The sequence below is a fragment of the Caulobacter sp. 05T431 genome, assembly GCF_056665975.1.
Map to the genome: position 1 here is coordinate 1 of NZ_JBFTKU010000002.1, position 17,242 is coordinate 17,242.

At 68.8% G+C, this 17,242-nt stretch carries 18 protein-coding genes; 14 read left to right on the plus strand and 4 right to left on the minus strand.

Features of this window, described 5'->3' with window-relative positions; genetic code table 11:
* The 14 genes from AC1U89_RS01620 to AC1U89_RS01685 form a co-directional block, all read left to right on the plus strand.
* Positions 1-881, plus strand: an 881-nt coding sequence (locus AC1U89_RS01620; protein ID WP_479897903.1) for a flagellar hook-length control protein FliK, incomplete at its 5' end; no start/stop codon positions are given.
* 11 nt (positions 882-892) lie between these two features.
* Positions 893-1,579, plus strand: coding sequence for a flagellar hook assembly protein FlgD (locus AC1U89_RS01625; RefSeq protein ID WP_479897904.1), 687 nt, complete (start codon positions 893-895; stop codon positions 1,577-1,579).
* 123 nt (positions 1,580-1,702) lie between these two features.
* A complete protein-coding gene (gene flgE, locus AC1U89_RS01630; protein WP_479897905.1) occupies positions 1,703-3,400 on the plus strand; it encodes a flagellar hook protein FlgE in 1,698 nt (565 codons plus the stop codon).
* 169 nt (positions 3,401-3,569) lie between these two features.
* Positions 3,570-3,851, plus strand: coding sequence for a CtrA inhibitor SciP (sciP, locus tag AC1U89_RS01635; RefSeq protein WP_007675208.1), 282 nt, complete (start codon positions 3,570-3,572; stop codon positions 3,849-3,851).
* 250 nt (positions 3,852-4,101) lie between these two features.
* Positions 4,102-5,751 (plus strand): flagellar basal-body MS-ring/collar protein FliF, encoded by a 1,650-nt coding sequence (gene fliF, locus AC1U89_RS01640; RefSeq protein ID WP_479897906.1) that lies wholly within the window; start codon positions 4,102-4,104, stop codon positions 5,749-5,751.
* A gap of 3 nt (positions 5,752-5,754) precedes the next feature.
* A complete protein-coding gene (gene fliG / locus AC1U89_RS01645; protein ID WP_479897907.1) occupies positions 5,755-6,771 on the plus strand; it encodes a flagellar motor switch protein FliG in 1,017 nt (338 codons plus the stop codon).
* Positions 6,772-6,783: 12 nt separating this feature from the next.
* Positions 6,784-7,428 (plus strand): FliH/SctL family protein, encoded by a 645-nt coding sequence (locus AC1U89_RS01650; protein ID WP_479897908.1) that lies wholly within the window; start codon positions 6,784-6,786, stop codon positions 7,426-7,428.
* Between the two features lie 5 nt (positions 7,429-7,433).
* Positions 7,434-7,769 carry a flagellar motor switch protein FliN gene (gene fliN, locus AC1U89_RS01655; RefSeq protein ID WP_479897909.1) on the plus strand — a complete coding sequence of 112 codons (336 nt, stop codon included), beginning with the start codon at positions 7,434-7,436 and terminating at the stop codon, positions 7,767-7,769.
* A gap of 70 nt (positions 7,770-7,839) precedes the next feature.
* Positions 7,840-9,204, plus strand: a complete 1,365-nt coding sequence (gene flbD, locus AC1U89_RS01660; RefSeq protein ID WP_029914088.1) for a sigma-54-dependent transcriptional regulator FlbD — start codon at positions 7,840-7,842, stop codon at positions 9,202-9,204.
* Between the two features lie 134 nt (positions 9,205-9,338).
* On the plus strand, positions 9,339-11,447 hold the full coding sequence (gene flhA / locus AC1U89_RS01665) for a flagellar biosynthesis protein FlhA (protein ID WP_479897910.1): 2,109 nt from the start codon (positions 9,339-9,341) through the stop codon (positions 11,445-11,447).
* 52 nt (positions 11,448-11,499) lie between these two features.
* Complete coding sequence (locus AC1U89_RS01670; RefSeq protein WP_479897912.1) at positions 11,500-12,063, plus strand: Imm52 family immunity protein; 564 nt, start codon at positions 11,500-11,502, stop codon at positions 12,061-12,063.
* 166 nt (positions 12,064-12,229) lie between these two features.
* Entirely contained in the window at positions 12,230-12,772 is a 543-nt protein-coding gene (locus AC1U89_RS01675) for a hypothetical protein (protein ID WP_479897913.1), read from the plus strand.
* Between the two features lie 128 nt (positions 12,773-12,900).
* Entirely contained in the window at positions 12,901-13,308 is a 408-nt protein-coding gene (locus tag AC1U89_RS01680) for a DUF4282 domain-containing protein (protein ID WP_479897914.1), read from the plus strand.
* Positions 13,309-13,404: 96 nt separating this feature from the next.
* Positions 13,405-13,809: a helix-turn-helix domain-containing protein gene (locus AC1U89_RS01685; protein WP_479897915.1), complete on the plus strand. Its 405-nt coding sequence runs from the start codon at positions 13,405-13,407 to the stop codon at positions 13,807-13,809.
* Positions 13,810-13,827: 18 nt separating this feature from the next.
* Here AC1U89_RS01685 and AC1U89_RS01690 read toward each other — a convergent pair whose 3' ends face one another.
* The 4 genes from AC1U89_RS01690 to fliI form a co-directional block, all read right to left on the minus strand.
* Positions 13,828-14,292 (minus strand): hypothetical protein, encoded by a 465-nt coding sequence (locus AC1U89_RS01690; RefSeq protein WP_479897917.1) that lies wholly within the window; start codon positions 14,290-14,292, stop codon positions 13,828-13,830.
* 93 nt (positions 14,293-14,385) lie between these two features.
* Entirely contained in the window at positions 14,386-15,468 is a 1,083-nt protein-coding gene (locus AC1U89_RS01695; protein ID WP_479897918.1) for an endo-1,4-beta-xylanase, read from the minus strand.
* A complete protein-coding gene (locus tag AC1U89_RS01700; RefSeq protein ID WP_479897919.1) occupies positions 15,458-15,877 on the minus strand; it encodes a flagellar export protein FliJ in 420 nt (139 codons plus the stop codon). Before AC1U89_RS01700 ends, AC1U89_RS01695 begins: the two co-directional genes overlap by 11 nt.
* A complete protein-coding gene (gene fliI / locus AC1U89_RS01705) occupies positions 15,877-17,214 on the minus strand; it encodes a flagellar protein export ATPase FliI (RefSeq protein ID WP_029914075.1) in 1,338 nt (445 codons plus the stop codon). The genes AC1U89_RS01700 and fliI overlap by 1 nt, the downstream gene beginning before the upstream one ends.
* Positions 17,215-17,242 lie beyond the last annotated feature (28 nt).

Sequence of the window (17,242 nt, forward strand, 5' to 3'; positions counted from 1 at the left end):
CCGCCGCCCAGGCGACCGCCGCCGCGCCGACCGCCGAGGCCGACGCCGCGCCCGTCCAGACGGCCGCCGCCGCCCAGGCCGCCGCGCCGGAAGTCGCCTCCGTCACCGCCAAGACCGTCAAGGCCGCCGAGCCGAAGACCGCCTCGACCACGGCCACCGCCGTCGCCGCCGCGGTGGCCGAGGCCGCCGCCGAACCGGCCCACGGCCCGGTAGTCGCCTCGGCCCACGCCGCCACGACGGGCGAGGGCTCGACCCAAGGCGGCTCCCAGGATCAGTCCAGCGCCCAGGGCTCGCCCCTGAAGGAGGCCGCGCCGGTCGTCGCCCAGGCCGACGCCCCGGCGACCGCCCCGACCTTCATGGCCCCCGGCACCGCCGCCGCCCCGGCGCCGGTCGTCGCCGCCCAGCTGCCCAAGGCCGGCCCCGAGACGGTCAGCCACCTGACGACCGAGATCGCCAGCAAGGCGGTGGTCGGCAAGACCAGCCGCTTCGATGTGGTGCTGCAGCCGGAAGGCCTGGGCCGCGTCGACGTGCGCATCGAGATCGCCAAGGACGGCAAGCTGACCGCCGCCCTGAACTTCGACAACCCGGCCGCCGCCGCCGACATGCGCGGCAAGTCGGCCGAGCTGCGCCAGGCCCTGGCCGCAGCCGGCTTCAACGTCGCCGACAACGCCTTGAGCTTCGACAGCTCGAGCCAGAACCAGAGCGGTCAGAGCCAGAACGCCTTCTTCGACTTCCAGAACCAGCAGGGCGGCGACGGCCGGCAGGCCTTCCACGGCCGCGCCTTCCAGTCCGCCCTGAACGAAGACATCCCGCTCGCCCCGTCCGCCCTGCTGCCCGGCCTCCGCGTGGCCGAGGCCAGCGGCGTCGACGTCAGAATCTAGGAGAGCCGCCCATGGTCGCCGCCACCAGCAGCACCGGCACTAGCGTCACCGACAAGATCAACAACTCGCGGAACTCGCTCGCCAACAACGAGCAGACGTTCCTGAAGCTGCTGACCACCCAGCTGAAGAACCAGGACCCGCTGTCGCCCACCGACACGACCCAGATGACCAGCCAGATCACCCAGATGACGGGGGTCGAGCAGCAGCTGGTGACCAACGACCTGCTGACGGCCCTGGTGGGTATGAACACCAGCGGCGGCATCAGCGACGCCGTCAACCTGATGGGCAAGCAAGTCACCGCCGAGACCGACAAGTCGGTGCTCAAGGACGGCAAGGCGACCTGGAGCTACACCCAGAGCCGCTCGGCCACCGGGGTGAAGATCGAGGTCATCGACAAGTTCGGCAAGACCATCCGCACCCAGCTGCCGGACGACATGTCGGGCGGCGACCACACCTTCGAGTGGGACGGCAAGAGCGACGACGGCACGGTGCAGCCCGCCGGCGGCGCCTACACCATCAAGGTCACGGCCACCGACCCCGAGGGCTCGAACATCACCACGACCTCGAAGGGCCGCATCGACGGCGTCGTCACCAAGGTCACCAACGAGAGCGGCGTCAACATGGTCTGGATCGGCGACACCAAGGTGCCGATCGACTCCGTGATCGGCGTCACCGACGCGCCCGCGGCCAGCAGCTAGGCCGGCCAACAAGATGATCGGGCGTCAGAATGACGCCTTTGGGACCCCCGCGGGGGTCCGAACGCAAACCGCGCTGAACCCTCAAACCCCTTCCGTTTTGAATTTCATCGCAGGATCACAGTCATGAGCATCAACAGCGCCATGCTCGCCGGGGTTTCCGGCCTGATCTCGAACTCGTCGGCCCTGGCCGCGATCTCGGATAACATCGCCAACGTCAACACCGTCGGCTACAAGCGCAGCTCGGCGAACTTCTCGACCCTGGTCACCTCGCAGAGCAAGAACGCCACCTACAGCGCCGGCGGCGTGAAGGCCCAGACCCACCAGTTCGTCAGCCAGCAGGGCCTGACGCAGGCCACGACCTCGAACCTGGACCTGTCGATCGCCGGCTCGGGCTTCTTCGTCGGCACCGAGAAGCCGGAAGGCCTGACCGCCACCGACACCCGCTCGTTCACCCGCGCCGGCTCGTTCCAGCTCGACAACCTGGGCTACCTGCGCAACGACGCCGGCCTGTACCTGCAGGGCTGGCTGGCCGATCCGGTGACGGGCACGATAACGCCTGACCCCTCGGACCTGACCCAGCTGTCGTCGATCAACGTCGGCACCGTCGGCGGCACCGCCGAGAAGACCACCCGCGTCGGCGTCAACGCCAACCTGCGCTCGGAACAGCCGGTCTCGGCCGCGGCCAACGCCGTGTCGACCAAGACCGCCCTGGTCGACAGCAGCGGCGCGACCAACAACTACTCGATCTATTACAGCCCGACCGGCAACGGCAACGAGTACGCCGTCGAGATCCGCCAGGCCGGCGTCAGCGTCGCCAAGGGCGTCAACACCTACGACCCGATCACCGGCCTGCTGACGGGCACCACCCTGCCGGGCACGGCTCCGAACGTGCAGATCGCCGCCGGTCCGCCCGCGGTGACCCTGACCCAGACCCAGCTGGGCCTGAACAACAAGACCGACGCGGTCAACAGCGGCGCCTACGACCCGGCGACCCGCTCGATGTCGGACTACGCCGAAGACCCGACCACGGGCGTCAAGCCGGACTTCGAGATCCAGATCCCGGTCTCGGACTCCAAGGGCGGCCAGCGCACCGTCACCCTGTCGCTGCTGAAGGGCCCCGGCCCCAACGAGTGGTTCGCCGAACTGCGCGCCAAGCCGGGCGACCTGGACAACAACACCAACGGCCTGATCAGCTCGGGCAAGGTGACCTTCACCACGGACGGCAAGCTGGCCTCGGTCGGCAACCTGTTCGGCGGCGTCACCCCGACCGCCATCAACATCGGCGCCTCGGACCCGGCCGTGACCAACCTGGCCCCGCCCGCCGTGACCCCGCCCCGCTGGGCCGACGGCCTGGGCATCGACGCCCAGGACATCCAGATCGACCTGGCCAGCGCCGCCGGCGGCCTGACCCAGTACAACAGCCAGTCGGTGGTCCAGTCGGTCAACACCAACGGCACGGCCTTCGGCAACCTGACCAACATCGAGGTCGACGACCAGGGCTACGTTTCGGCGATCTTCGACAACGGCGTCACCCGCCGGATCGCACAGGTTGCGATCGCCACCTTCTCGAACCCCAACGGATTGAAGGGGGTGAACGGAAATGCATATCGCGTCACCAACGAAAGCGGCACCTATAGCTTGAAGACTCCGGGACAAGGGGGAGCGGGCGTGATTGCTCCGTCCACGCTGGAAGCTTCGACGGTCGACCTGTCGACCGAGTTCACGGGGTTGATCACGACGCAAAGAGCCTATTCGGCTTCGTCGAAGATCATCACCACCGCTGACCAGATGCTAGAAGAGCTTCTGAGCATTAAGCGGTAATTACAGGTCTTAACTGACCTTAATTACCCTGTGTCACATTGATACATCACAGGAGTAGGGAGAAAGCCTCGTGTTTCAGTCTTTCTTTACTATTGGAATTAAGCGCCTGTTATTTCCCGGCGCGTATGTTCCTCTCCAACAGTGATGGTTGTGGGAAAGGCGTAAAGCCATGTTGCAGCAGCAGCGCACGAACAGCCGGGGTGAGAAGTACGTGATCGGTCCGACCGGCGCGCCGCTGACTCTCTCCGACTTGCCGCCTCCGGAAACCCAGCGTTGGGTGATCCGGCGCAAGGCCGAGGTGGTGGCCGCCGTCCGCGGTGGTCTCCTCTCGCTCGACGAGGCGTGCGATCGATACAAGTTGACCAACGAGGAATTTCTCGCCTGGCAACAATCGATCGACCGTCACGGCCTGGCGGGTCTTCGGACCACGCGGCTTCAGCAGTACCGCTAGTCGGCGGGCGTTGAAGCGTTAGGAAACGCCGGGGTTTCACCCCTTCGGCGCTTCCCGTTGTACAGATCGGCGGCCGCGTTCCCCTGGGACGCGGCCGCGACCTTTTGGCGCCCCCGCCACCCCCTTGGCGCCCCCTTTTGTAAACGACCCGTTTACCTTGCACTGGGTAAATCCTGCCTAGCGACGGCGTGCTCCGGCGCGTGTGGCTAAGCGTCCTCGTCGGGAGGCCGTTCAGGGTTTGGGGCGTAGGTTGGACAAGTTCCTCGGTGCGATTCAACGATTTGGCGTCGGTCGTCTGGCCGCCCTGATTGGCGTCGCCGCGGGCGCGATCGCCGTGATCGCCGCCGTGATGATGATGATGAGCAAGCAGCCCAACGAGCTGCTGCTGTCGAACGTCGACCCCAAGGAATCCGCCGCCGCCACCGCCGCCCTCGACCAGGCGGGCATCAAGTACGAGACCAAGGCCGACGGTTCGACGATCTATGTCGCCCGCGACAAGGTCAATTCCGCCCGCCAGCTGATCTTCACCAAGGGCCTCGTGACCTCGGGTTCGGTCGGCTACGAGATCTTCGACACCTCCAGCGCCCTGGGCCAGACCGACTTCGTCCAGCAGCTGAACCGCCAGCGCGCCCTGCAGGGCGAGCTGGAGCGCACCATCCAGGGCTGGGACGGCGTGCGCGCCGCCCGCGTCCACCTGGTGATCCCCAAGCGTCAGCTGTTCGAGGAAGACGCCGAGAAGCCGACCGCCGCCGTCACCATCAGCATGGGCCGCGAACCGTCGGCCGACATGGTCCGCGCCGTCCAGAACCTGGTGGCCGGTTCGGTCGCCGGCATGAAGCCCGACGCCGTCAACGTCATCGACCAGCACGGCAAGACCCTGTCGGCCGGCAGCGACGAGAGCCTGGCCGGCAAGCTGGCCCAGGACGCCAAGAGCGAGGCCGAGGGCCGCATCGCCAAGACCGTCAAGGACATGATCGACGGCGTGCTGGGCCCGGGCAAGGCGCGCGTCAACGTCACCGCCGACCTCGACCTGAACCGCGTCACCACCCAGGAGCGCAAGTTCGATCCGGACGGCCAGGTCATCCGCTCGGAAAGCACCAACGCCAACGACGCCAGCGAGACCAAGAACGACGACACCGGCGGCGTCACCTCGACCCAGAACATCCCGGGCCAGACCCCGAACGGCTTCCAGCCGCTGGGCTCCAAGTCCAACAGCAACGAGAGCGTCACCAACTACGAGATCTCGGAAAGCACCACGACCACCGTCCAGGAGCCGGGCAAGGTCCGCAAGGTCGCCGTGGCCGTGGCCGTCGACGGGATCGTCGCCCCTCCGGGCAAGGACGGCAAGCCGGGCGCCTACACCCCGCGCACCGCCGCCGAGATGGCCCAGCTGGAGCAGCTGGTGAAGACCGCGGTCGGCTTCGACGCCTCGCGCGGCGACCAGGTCTCGGTGGTCAACGTCCGCTTCCCGCAGCCCGAGGACCAGGGCCTGGGCAAGGCCGGCCTGCTGGACGGCATGGACAAGAACGACCTGATGCGCATCGCCGAGCTGGGCGTGCTGGCGGTCGTGGCCCTGCTGATCCTGCTGTTCGCGGTCCGCCCGTTCCTGAAGAGCCTGATGAGCCCGCCGCCGACCCCGCTGGGCATGGCCCTGGCCACGCCGCAGGTGACCCGCATGGTCACCCTGTCGGACGGCTCGACGCAGGAAGTCGTCATCGACCAGACGGGCGAGGCCATCGCCATCGCCGGCCCGGTCAGCGACATGGACCAGCGCATCGACATCGCCAAGATCGAAGGCCAGGTGAAGGCCTCGTCGATCAAGCGGGTCTCCGAGTTCGTCGAAAAGCACCCCGAGGAATCCGTCGCGATCCTCCGCTCCTGGCTGCACGAGTCGGAGTAAGCGATGAAGGCCTCAGTCAACGACGTCAAAAGCCTGGCCGGACCCGAGAAGGCCGCCATCGTGCTGCTCGCCCTGGGCGAAGAGCACACGGCGATCTGGGAAGCGCTGGACGACGAAGAGATCAAGGAAGTCTCCCAGGCCATGGCTGGCCTGGGCACGGTCTCGGCCTCGGTCGTGGAAGAGCTGCTGGTCGAGTTCGTCTCGGGCATGAGCTCGACCGGCGCGATCATGGGTTCGTACGAGCAGACCCAGCGCCTGCTGTCGGCCTTCATGCCGCCCGAGAAGGTCGACCAGCTGATGGAAGAGATCCGCGGTCCCGCGGGTCGGACCATGTGGGACAAGCTGGGCAACGTGAACGAGGCGGTGCTCGCCAACTATCTGAAGAACGAATACCCGCAGACCGTCGCCGTGGTGCTGTCGAAGGTGAAGAGCGACCACGCCGCGCGCGTGCTGGCCTCGCTGCCCGAGGACTTCGCCCTGGAATGCGTCACCCGCATGCTGCGGATGGAGCCGGTCCAGCGCGAGATCCTCGACAAGATCGAGCAGACCCTGCGCACCGAATTCATGTCGAACCTGGCGCGCACGTCCAAGCGCGACAGCCACGAGATGATGGCCGAGATCTTCAACAACTTCGACCGCCAGACCGAGGCCCGCTTCATCGCCGCGCTGGAAGAGCGCAACCGCGAGGCGGCCGAGCGCATCCGCGCCCTGATGTTCGTGTTCGAGGACCTGTCGAAGCTGGATCCGGGCGGCGTCCAGACCCTGCTGCGCGCCACCGGCAAGGAACAGCTGGCCCTGGCCCTGAAGGGCGCCTCGGACAAGCTGCGCGAGATGTTCTTCTCGAACATGTCGGAGCGCGCCTCGAAGATCATGCGCGAGGACATGGAAAGCATGGGTCCGGTCCGCCTGAAGGACGTCGACCAGGCCCAGGTCGCCATGGTGCAGGTCGCCAAGGACCTGGCCGCCAAGGGCGAGATCATGCTGGCCGGCGCCGGCGCCGAAGACGAACTGATCTACTAGGGGGATGGCTGAATGACCGACATGACCCCCCGCCGCTTCACCTTCGACACCGTGTTCGACGATCACGGCGGCATGACCGCGCCCGCGCGGGTGAAGAAGAACTTCACGCTGGAGGAGCTGGAGGCCGCCAAGGCCGAGGCCTACGCCGCCGGCGAGCAGTCGGCCGTCGCCCAGGCCGAGCGCGAGGCCGCCATGGCCCTGAACGCGATCGGCCAGGCGATCCACGGCGCCTTCTCGACCCTGACGGCCGTGGCCCACGAGCATCGCGAGGGCTCGGCGATGCTGGCCCTGGCCTGCGGCCGGGCCATCGCCGACGCCGCCCTGGACCAGTTCCCGGCCCAACCCGCCCAGGCGGCCCTGACGGCCCTGGCCCGCGAGGTCGAGGCCAGCCCGAAGCTGACCGTCCGCGTCGCCCCGCACCTGGTCGAGCGCACCCAGGCCGCCCTGGAGCAGACCGCCAACGCCATCGGCTTCCCGGGCCAGATCCTGGCCCGCGCCGACGCCCACCTGCCGGCCGCCGCCTTCGTCCTCGACTGGGGCGACGGCCGCGCGGCCTTCGACCCGACCGACGCGGCCGCCCGCGTCGCCCAAGCCCTGGAAGCCGCCATCGCGGCCGAAGGGCTCCACGCCGAACCCCTTCTGCCTAGCGAAAGCTGACCGCCATGTCCGAAGACAACCTCACCCTCGACGAATTCGGCGGCGCCATGCTGGCCTCCGAAATGCCGGTCGAACTCAGCGACAAGATCGCCTCCGATCTGGCGCCGGTCTTCGACGTGCCGGTCAACATCTCGGCCGTGCTGGGCCGGGCCCACATGTCGGTGGCCCAGCTGCTTCAGCTGTCGGCCGGCTCGATCCTCGAGCTGGACCGCAAGGTCGGCGAGGCGATCGACATCTATGTGAACAACCGCCTGGTGGCGCGCGGCGAGGTCGTCGTCGTCGACGAGCGCCTGGGCGTGACCATGACGGAAATCATCAAGGACGGCGACGCCGCGGGCTAACCCCAGCGACGTCGAGTGAACTTAACCAGTTGAACTGCCGGGGCGGCAAAGCCCCAACGGAGATAGAACGATGCGCCTCCTGGTCGTCGGAAAACTGAACGGACAGCTCTCGGTCGCCGTGAAGATGGCGATGAACACCGGGGCCAAGGTCTCGCACGTCGAGACCACGGAAGCGGCGACCCACGCGCTGCGGGCCGGGCAGGGCGCGGACCTGATGATGGTCGAGTACACGCTCGACATCGCGGGCCTGATCGCCACCAACGAGTCCGAGCGGATCCGGGTGCCGGTGGTGGCCTGCGGCGTCGACGCCGACCCGATGCGGGCCGCCGCGGCGATCAAGGCCGGGGCCAAGGAGTTCATCCCGCTGCCGCCGGACGCCGAGCTGATCGCCGCCGTCCTGGCCGCCGTCACCGACGACAACCGCCCGATGATCGTCCGCGATCCGGCGATGGAGAACGTCATCCGCCTGGCCGACCAGGTGGCCCCGTCGGAAGCCTCGATCCTGATCACCGGCGAAAGCGGTTCGGGTAAGGAAGTGATGGCCCGCTACGTCCACGCCAAGTCGCGTCGGAGCAAGGCCCCCTTCATCTCGGTCAACTGCGCCGCCATCCCCGAGAACCTGCTGGAAAGCGAGCTGTTCGGCCACGAGAAGGGCGCCTTCACCGGCGCCGTGGCCCGCCGCGTGGGCAAGTTCGAGGAAGCCAACGGCGGCACCCTGCTGCTGGACGAAATCAGCGAGATGGACGCCCGCCTGCAGGCCAAGCTGCTGCGCGCCATCCAGGAGCGCGAGATCGACCGCGTCGGCGGCCAAAAGCCGGTCAAGGTCGACATCCGCATCCTGGCCACGTCCAACCGCGACCTGGCCCAGGCCGTGAAGGACGGCACGTTCCGCGAGGATCTGCTCTACCGCCTGAACGTCGTGAACCTGCGCCTGCCGCCGCTGCGCGAGCGTCCGGGCGACGTGATCACCCTGTGCGAGCACTTCGTGAAGAAGTACTCGGCCGCCAACGGCATGCCGGAAAAGCCGATCTCGGCCGAGGCCAAGCGCCGGCTGATCGCCCACCGCTGGCCGGGCAACGTCCGCGAGCTGGAGAACGCCATGCACCGCGCGGTGCTGCTGTCGCCGGGCGCGGAGATCGAGGAGTTCGCCATCCGCCTGCCGGACGGCCAGCCCCTGGCCCCGGCGCCGGACGTTGCGGTGGCCCGCGGCGCCCAGATGGCCGCCGACGCCGTCTCGCGCACCTTCGTCGGCTCGACCGTCGCCGAGGTCGAGCAGCAGCTGATCATCGACACCCTGGAGCACTGCCTGGGCAACCGGACCCACGCGGCCAACATCCTGGGCATCTCGATCCGCACCCTGCGCAACAAGCTGAAGGAATATTCCGACGCCGGCGTGCCGGTGCCGCCGCCGCAGGGCGGGGTGGCCGCGGCCTGATCTGGATGAACTCCGTTCGGGGCCGCGACCATCGGTCCGGCGCCCGACATGGCTAATTTCGATTAAGACCCTGGCGGGTTCGCGCAAATCGCTTCATCGCGGATTCAAGCTCCACTACGGGATCGAAGATTTGAATGGCTGACGCCGCCGTCCCCAAGGCCGCAAGCTCCATCCCCAGCGCCAAGTCGCTGTGGGAAGGGATCCTGCGCGGCGAGATGGGACTGGCCCTGGGCGTCGTGGGCATCATCGTCCTGCTGATCATCCCGGTTCCGGCGATGCTGCTGGACCTGCTGCTGGCCATCTCGCTGACCGGCGCGGTGCTGATCCTGATGACGGCGGTGCTGATCAAGAAGCCGCTGGAATTCACCTCGTTCCCGACCGTCCTGCTGGTCGCCACCCTCTATCGCCTGGGGCTGAACATCGCCTCCACGCGCCTGATCCTGGGCCACGGCCACGAGGGCGGGCACGGGGCCGGCGCGGTCATCGCCGCCTTCGGCAACCTGATGATGCAGGGCAACTTCGTCATCGGGGTGATCGTCTTCATCATCCTGGTGGTGGTGAACTTCATGGTCGTCACCAAGGGTTCGGGCCGGATCGCGGAAGTCGCGGCCCGCTTCACCCTGGACGCCATGCCCGGCAAGCAGATGGCCATCGACGCCGACCTGTCGACCGGCCTGATCGACCAGGACACCGCCAAGCAGCGCCGTAAGGACCTGGAAGCGGAATCCACCTTCTTCGGTGCCATGGACGGCGCCAGCAAGTTCGTGAAGGGCGACGCCGTCGCCGGCCTGATCATCACCGGCATCAACATCGTCGGCGGCATCCTGATCGGCGTCGTCCAGCACAAGGTGCCGATCGGCGAGGCCGCCTCGACCTACACCCTGATGACCATCGGCGACGGCCTGGTCAGCCAGATCCCGGCCCTGATCATCTCGATCGCCGCCGGCATGGTCGTGTCCAAGGCCGGCGTCGAGGGCAGCGCCAACAAGGCCCTGACCACCCAGCTGGCCATGAACCCGGTCGCCCTGGGCATGGTCTCGGCCTCGTCGGGCGTCATCGCCCTGATCCCGGGCATGCCGATCATCCCGTTCGCGGCCCTGGCCGCCGGCGCGGGCTACCTGGCCTATCGCCGGGCCACCGCGCCGCCCAAGCCCGAGCCCCTGACCCCGGCCGAACTGGAAGCCGCCGCGGCCTCCGCGGAGCCGGAGGAGGAGCCGATCAGCGCCTCCCTGGCCATCGACGACGTCAAGATCGAGCTGGGCTACGGCCTGCTGACCCTGATCAACGACCTGGACGGCCGCAAGCTGACCGACCAGATCCGCGCCCTGCGCAAGACCCTGGCCACCGAGTTCGGCTTCGTCATGCCGCCCGTCCGCATCCTGGACAACATGCGCCTGGCCAACCAGGGCTACGCCATCCGCATCAAGGAGATGGAGGCCGGAACCGGCGAGGTGCGCCTGGGCTGCCTGATGGCCATGGACCCGCGCGGCGGCCAGGTGGAGCTGCCCGGCGAGCACGTGCGCGAGCCGGCTTTCGGCCTGCCGGCCACCTGGGTGGAAGAGGCCATGCGCGAGGAGGCCACCTTCCGCGGCTACACCATCGTCGATCCGGCCACCGTGCTGACCACGCACCTAACCGAGATCCTCAAGGAGAACATGGCCGACCTGCTCTCCTACGCCGAGGTGCAGAAGCTGCTGAAGGAGCTGCCCGAGGGGCAGAAGAAGCTGGTCGACGACCTGATCCCCTCGGTGGTCAGCGCCACGACCATCCAGCGCGTGCTGCAGGCCCTGCTGAAGGAGCGCGTGTCGATCCGCGACCTGCCGCAGATCCTGGAAGGCATCGGCGAGGCCGCGCCGCACACCGGCTCGGTGGTGCAACTGACCGAGCAGGTCCGCGCCCGCATCGGCCGCCAGCTGTGCTGGGCCAACCGCGGCGAGGACGGCGCCCTGCCGATCATCACCCTGTCGGCCGAGTGGGAGCAGGCCTTCGCCGAGGCCCTGGTCGGTCCGGGCGAGGACAAGCAGCTGGCCCTGGCGCCGTCGCGCCTGCAGGACTTCATCCGCGGCGTGCGCGAGGCGTTCGACCGCGCCGCCATGGCCGGCGACAGCGCCGTGCTGCTGACCAGCCCGGGCGTGCGGCCTTACGTCCGCTCGATCATCGAGCGCTTCCGCGGCCAGACCGTGGTGATGAGCCAGAACGAAATCCACCCGCGCGCCCGCCTGCGCACGGTGGGGATGGTCTAGGCGAGGCTCGGGCCAGGCTGTAGCTTGGCCTTTTCCTGATCCTCGGGCTTCGATGGCGACGACCACCATAGCGGTACATTGGGCGTTGCGGCGCATGGACGTCGCCGCCTGTTCCAGGCTCGCCCATCGCCACTTCGCCCTGCTCGGGAGGGCGTCTCCCAACCTGGCCGACTGGTACGAGAAGGGGGCGCGCAAGCGTCTCTCGCCGAAGGTCGACGTCGGGTCCGTCGACGCCTTGGAGCGTCGCCTGGCCAAGGGCCTGAACCGGCGCGACATCGACGGCGCGCCGATCTCGGAGCTGGGCTGGAGCCTTGGCCTCTGGAACGGCGACACCGGGGGCTGGTCGTCCAGCACGGCGATTCACTGCGGTCTTTTCTCGCGCAACCCGAACCTGTCCAACGCCGCGAGCGTGTCGGTCGACGGCGACCTGGAGGCCTCCGCCGCGATCGCCCTTTTCCGGGGGCTGATCGAGATCTGGTCGCCCGACAAGGGCTTCGTGAGGCGCAACGAAGGTGGCGTGGAGCAGGGCTGGGCGTCGTACCAGACCTCGCTCGCGGCGCGGCTTTGGGGCAGGGGCGAAAGGTTCGCTCAGGGGCGACTGACGCGCTTCGAGTAGAGCCACGGAGCGGTCCAGCTGTGCGCCCGCCATGGGGGCTTTCGCCCAGAAAACGCCTGGAAACGCCCAGAAATGGTCACGGGTTGTTACTGACTATTTCGGAACCGTTGCCGATAGGTCGCGTTCGTTTTGCCAAGGCGGGGGCCTTCACGACGGAGCGCTACTGATGAAAACCAAGATCGCCATGTTCGCCGCCGCCGCGACTCTCTCGCTGGCCGGCGCCGCTTTCGCCCAATCGACCGCCCCGGCTGCGAAGCCGGCGGCCGCGACCACTTCGACGACCACCACGACGACGGCTCCGGCCCAGTCGACTACTCCGGCCGCGCCCGCGGCCACGACGGCTCCGGCCACGCAGGCGACCCCGTCGGCCGCCCTGCCGGGCGCGCCGACCCAGTCGACCACCAGCAGCACGACCAGCACCACCAGCACCGCCGCCGACGCCGACGCGGCCGGTACGCCGTCCTCGGCCAACGTGGCCCTGGACCTGAAGGTCGGCTCCGAGGTCAAGGACCCCTCGGGCGCCGTCGTCGGCACGATCGCCGGCACCACCACGGGCGCGGACGGCGCCACCAACGTGGTCGTGACCAGCGGTGAGAAGAAGTTCGCCTTGCCCAAGGCCAGCTTCAGCGCCGCCGCCACCGGCGGCCTGCAGACCACGGCCACCAAGGCGCAGATCGACGCCACCCTGGCCGGCGCCAAGCCGCAGTAGGCGAACGTCGCCGCCAACGATCGTCGGCTGACGATCAGCGAGCCCGCTCGGCATTGCCGAGCGGGCTTCGCGCTGCTAGCGATGGGGTCAGTACCCGGCGGAGCTCCCGCTGACATGAGGGGTGTCGGATGGCTCCGGCCAGAAATTCCAGGACAAGTGGTTCGAGCGGTCTGTTCTGGGACCTGCTGACCTTCGACCGTCTGGTCACCGGGCCGGTGATCCACCTGATCTACTGGGCCGGCCTGGGGGTCGTGGCCCTGTTCGCGTTCTCCGTGGTCGGCGCGGCCGTGGGCCTGGCCCTGAAGGAGCCCGGTCTGCAGTCGTTGCTGCTGGCCTTCCCCGTGCTGGTCGCGGGCCTGCTGGTGGCCGCGGCCATGGTGCTGCTTTGGCGCGCGTTCTGCGAGTTCTACGTCGCCATCTTCCGCATCAGCGAGGACCTGCGGGCCCTGCGCCAGGCCAGCGACGCCGACCACGCCGTGGCCGCCGTCACCCGCCCGCCGAACCCGGCGGCGGCTCCCAAGCCTGCGACCGAATAACGCGGTATACGAAAATTCACCCTCAAGCTTGAGGGCAGGGGTCTTCCCCGGCGTCTAAGCGTCGAGGAGACGTATTTCGTCTCCTGCTGGAGACGTATGTTGGCCGCTGATCAAGAACCTCACCTCGTCGACGTCCATGTGGGCGGCCGCGTCCGCATGCGCCGCAAGGCCCTGGGCCTGAGCCAGACCCAGCTGGCCGACAGCGTCGGCATCACCTTCCAGCAGCTGCAGAAGTACGAGCGCGGGACCAACCGCGTCAGCGCCTCCAAGCTCTACGGCATGGCCGTGACCCTGCAGACCTCGGTCGCCTGGTTCTTCGAAGGCATGCCGCCGCTGGAGACCGATGACGGCGACCGGCGCGCCATGGCGGTGCGCCGCTTCATGGCCACGGAGGAAGGGGTGGAGCTGGCCTCGCTGGTGCCGCAGCTGCCGATGGCCCAGCGCCTGCAGATCCTGGCTCTGGCCAAGACCCTGAGCGTGGGCGACGAAGAGCAGGCCTGAGCCGAGGCGGCGGCCGGGCTAGTCCCGCCGCGCCGGCGGGCAGGCGTGATCGATCACCTCCAGCCGCGCGATCGTGTCGCCCACGGCGTGGATCCTCACGCGGCTGTCGGCGTGGATCGGACCGCCGTGCGACTCCGATTGGTTGAAGCCGGAGGTCAGAACGTAGTCTGAATAGGTGAAGAGGCGGCCGCCCACCCGAATCCGCTCGTCGTCGTGGCCGGCCTCCGGCATCGGGTGGAAGGTCTCCAGGCAACCCTCGCTGACGACGGCCTGGCCGGACTCCAGCCCCTGCCGCAGCTCGTCCGAGCCGACGAAATAGCCGCCGATGACCAGGACCGACATCGTGGACGAGAACAGGAAGTAGAACCAGGAGAACACCGTGCGCGCCGCGCCCTTGGGGCCGTTCGGCAGGAGCCTTTCCATGGTCTTGGGCATGAACACCAGCAGCGCGCCGACCCCGGCCAGCACCAGGGGGATCAGCATGAAGGGGCTGAACCCCGCATTCGGAGTCGCGGCGTCGAAAACAGTGCGGTACGGCAACGGAGTCCCCCGACTTCGATGGTGTGCTGGCGACGGCTAGGCCCGGAACGCCTCGACCAGCGCCGCCGCGCCGGCCTTGGGCCGTCCGGCGTCGTCGAACACGGCGGGCGCGTCGCTCGCGTTCTCTTTCTTCAGCCACGAGTCGCGGTCGCGCAAGCCCCACAGGGTGAAGGCGAAGCGCTGGCGCTGGGGCAGGGCCATGAAGGCCTCGGCGGTCTCGGCGTAGACGGCGGTCTGGCGCCGCTGCAGCTCGCCGCGCGACAGCAGCTTGTTCTCCGACCGGGTCAGGGAGACGTCCAGTTCCGACACGTGGATCGGCAGGCCCAGGCCCGCCAGTTCGCGGATCATGCGGGTGATCTTGCCGGGCGCGATGTCGGCCGCCACGTGCATCTGGGTCCCCAGGCCCGTCAGCGGCGCGCCCGAGGCCAGCAGGCGCTCGGCCAGCTTCAGGAAGGTGGAGCGTTTGGTGTCGTTGTATTCGAGATTGTAGTCGTTCAGCAGCAGGGTCGCGCTCGGGTCGGCCTCGCGCGCCGTGCGGTAGGCCAGGGCGATGTGCTCGAACGCGCCCAGGCGTTGGGCCCACAGGCTGTCGCGCCAGCCGTTGCCGTCTTCCGCCACCGCCTCGTTGACCACGTCCCAGCCGACCGCCAGGCCGCGATAGCGCTCGACCACGGCCAGGATGTAGTTGCGATAGGCGTCGCCGAAGGCGATCCGGTTCTCGTCCAGGCGCTGGAAGGCCTCGGGCGCCTGGGCGTACCAGACCAGGGTGTGGCCCAGCAGGCCCATGCCGTGGGCGCGGGCGAAGGCGGCGATGCGGTCGGGGGCGTCGAAGCGGAAGGCGCCGTCCGGCTGGACGATGTACTCCATCTTCATCTGCCACTCAGCGGTCAGCTGGTTGGCCTGGCGGGCGATCAGGGCCGCCAGGGCCGGGTCGTCCAGGTGCAGGGCCTGGACGCAGGTCCCGATCCGGAACGGAGCGACGCTCTTCAGCGGCGGCAGGTCGGCGGGGGCGGACTGGCCCCCAGGGGACTGGCTCTGGGCCTCCTTGGCCCCGCAGGCGGACAGGGCCAGGGCCGAGCCGACGACGGCGCGGCGGGAATAGAGTCCGCTAGCGGCCACCGACCGCCGCCCGGCGCAGGCCCAGCTCGTCCAGGGCCGCGGTCTCCAGCTTGCCGACCAGCTTGGCCTTGGCGACCTTGGCGGCCTCGGCGACGTGCTCGTATTTCTTGAGGTTCTCGAAGGCGTGGGCCAGGGCGTCGCGGGCGCCGGCCTCCTCGATCAGGATCTGGTCGATCTCGAGCAGGAGCTGGTCGCGGCGGATCTTGGAGCCCTGGCGGAAGCCGATCATGTACCAGCCGGCCTCGACGTCGCCCTGGGCCTGCATGGCCTCCAGCTCGGACTCCGCGTCGATAGTCGCGACCTTCATCTCGGCGGCCTGGCGGCGCTCGACGACGTCGGCCAGGCGCTTCTGCAGGGTCTCGACCTCGTGGTTCGAGATGCGGATCAGGGAGTCGGCCCATTTCGTCATCAGGCGGCTTCACTCTGCAGGATGTGGGCGAGGTGGCCGAAGCTGTCGTCGAGGCTGGTGGCCTCGTCGGGGCTCTGGCTGAGGAAGGCCTCGACGGCGGGGTTCAGGCGGATGGCGCGGTCGATGATCGGATCGGCCCCGGCGCGGTAGGCGCCGATACGGATCAGCTCTTCCATGTTGGAATAGGCCGCCAGGCTCTGGCGGGCCATCTTGACCACCTCGCGCTCCTCCAGCGTCTGGCAGCCCGGCATGGTCCGCGAGATCGACTTCAGCACGTTGATGGCCGGGAAGCGGCCGCGCTCGGCGATCGAGCGCTCCATGACGATGTGGCCGTCCAGGATGCCTCGGGCGGCGTCGGCGATCGGCTCGTTGTGGTCGTCGCCGTCGACCAGCACCGTGAACAGGGCGGTGATCGGGGCGGCCGTGGTGCCGTCGGCGCGGATCGGGCCGGGACCGGCCCGCTCCAGCAGCTTGGGCAGCTCGGTGAAGACGGTGGGGGTGTAGCCCTTGGTGGTCGGCGGCTCGCCGGCGGCCAGGCCGATCTCGCGCTGGGCCATGGCGAAGCGGGTGACCGAGTCCATCAGGCAGAGGACTTCCTGATCCTGGTCACGCAGGAACTCGGCGATGGCCAGGGTCATGTAGGCGGCCTGGCGGCGGGTCAGGGCCGGCTCGTCCGAGGTGGCGACCACGACGATGGCGCGCTTGAGGCCTTCCTCGCCCAGGGTCTCCTCGATGAACTCGCGGACCTCGCGGCCCCGCTCGCCGATCAGGCCGACGACGACGGCGTCGCAGGTGGCCTCCTTGGCCAGCATCGACAGCAGCACCGACTTGCCCACGCCCGAACCGGCGAAGATGCCCAGGCGCTGGCCGCGGCAGGTGGTGGTGAAGACGTTCATCGACCGCACGCCCAGGTCCAGGCGCTCGCCGACGCGGCCGCGGGCGTGGGCCGGCGGCGGCGGGGTCTTCAGGGGATAGGGGACGTCGCCCTGGGGCAGCGGGCCCAGGCCGTCGATCGGCTCGCCGAAGGCGTTGATGATGCGGCCCAGCCAGGCCTTGGTCGGACGGACCACCGCGCCCTCGGGCATGATCTTGATCACCGCGCCGGGCGCCACGCCCTCGACGGGGCCGAACGGCATCAGCAGGGCCCGGGTTTCGCGGAAGCCGACCACCTCGGCCGGCAGGGTCGGCAGGTTCAAGCGCTCGATCTCGACCCGCGCGCCGACGGCGAGACGGGTCAGCCCGCCGCGCGCCTCGATCAGGAGGCCGTTCACGGCGGCGACGCGACCGAAGACGGTCAGCGGATCGATACGTTCGACGGCGGCGATCAGGCTACGCAAGCACAACTCCCGACGGCTCAGGGCCAAG

Excerpts from the sequence above, each read along its gene's own strand:
- flbD (WP_029914088.1), top strand. The coding sequence starts at position 7,840 with ATGCGCCTCCTGGTCGTCGGAAAACTGAACGGACAGCTCTCGGTCGCC.
- AC1U89_RS01675 (WP_479897913.1), top strand. The coding sequence starts at position 12,230 with ATGAAAACCAAGATCGCCATGTTCGCCGCCGCCGCGACTCTCTCGCTG.
- AC1U89_RS01700 (WP_479897919.1), bottom strand. The coding sequence starts at position 15,877 with ATGACGAAATGGGCCGACTCCCTGATCCGCATCTCGAACCACGAGGTC.
- AC1U89_RS01670 (WP_479897912.1), top strand. The coding sequence starts at position 11,500 with ATGGCGACGACCACCATAGCGGTACATTGGGCGTTGCGGCGCATGGAC.
- sciP (WP_007675208.1), top strand. The coding sequence starts at position 3,570 with ATGTTGCAGCAGCAGCGCACGAACAGCCGGGGTGAGAAGTACGTGATC.
- AC1U89_RS01625 (WP_479897904.1), top strand. The coding sequence starts at position 893 with ATGGTCGCCGCCACCAGCAGCACCGGCACTAGCGTCACCGACAAGATC.
- fliG (WP_479897907.1), top strand. The coding sequence starts at position 5,755 with ATGAAGGCCTCAGTCAACGACGTCAAAAGCCTGGCCGGACCCGAGAAG.
- flgE (WP_479897905.1), top strand. The coding sequence starts at position 1,703 with ATGAGCATCAACAGCGCCATGCTCGCCGGGGTTTCCGGCCTGATCTCG.
- AC1U89_RS01690 (WP_479897917.1), bottom strand. The coding sequence starts at position 14,292 with ATGCTGATCCCCCTGGTGCTGGCCGGGGTCGGCGCGCTGCTGGTGTTC.
- AC1U89_RS01685 (WP_479897915.1), top strand. The coding sequence starts at position 13,405 with ATGTTGGCCGCTGATCAAGAACCTCACCTCGTCGACGTCCATGTGGGC.
- AC1U89_RS01650 (WP_479897908.1), top strand. The coding sequence starts at position 6,784 with ATGACCGACATGACCCCCCGCCGCTTCACCTTCGACACCGTGTTCGAC.
- flhA (WP_479897910.1), top strand. The coding sequence starts at position 9,339 with ATGGCTGACGCCGCCGTCCCCAAGGCCGCAAGCTCCATCCCCAGCGCC.
- fliN (WP_479897909.1), top strand. The coding sequence starts at position 7,434 with ATGTCCGAAGACAACCTCACCCTCGACGAATTCGGCGGCGCCATGCTG.
- AC1U89_RS01680 (WP_479897914.1), top strand. The coding sequence starts at position 12,901 with ATGGCTCCGGCCAGAAATTCCAGGACAAGTGGTTCGAGCGGTCTGTTC.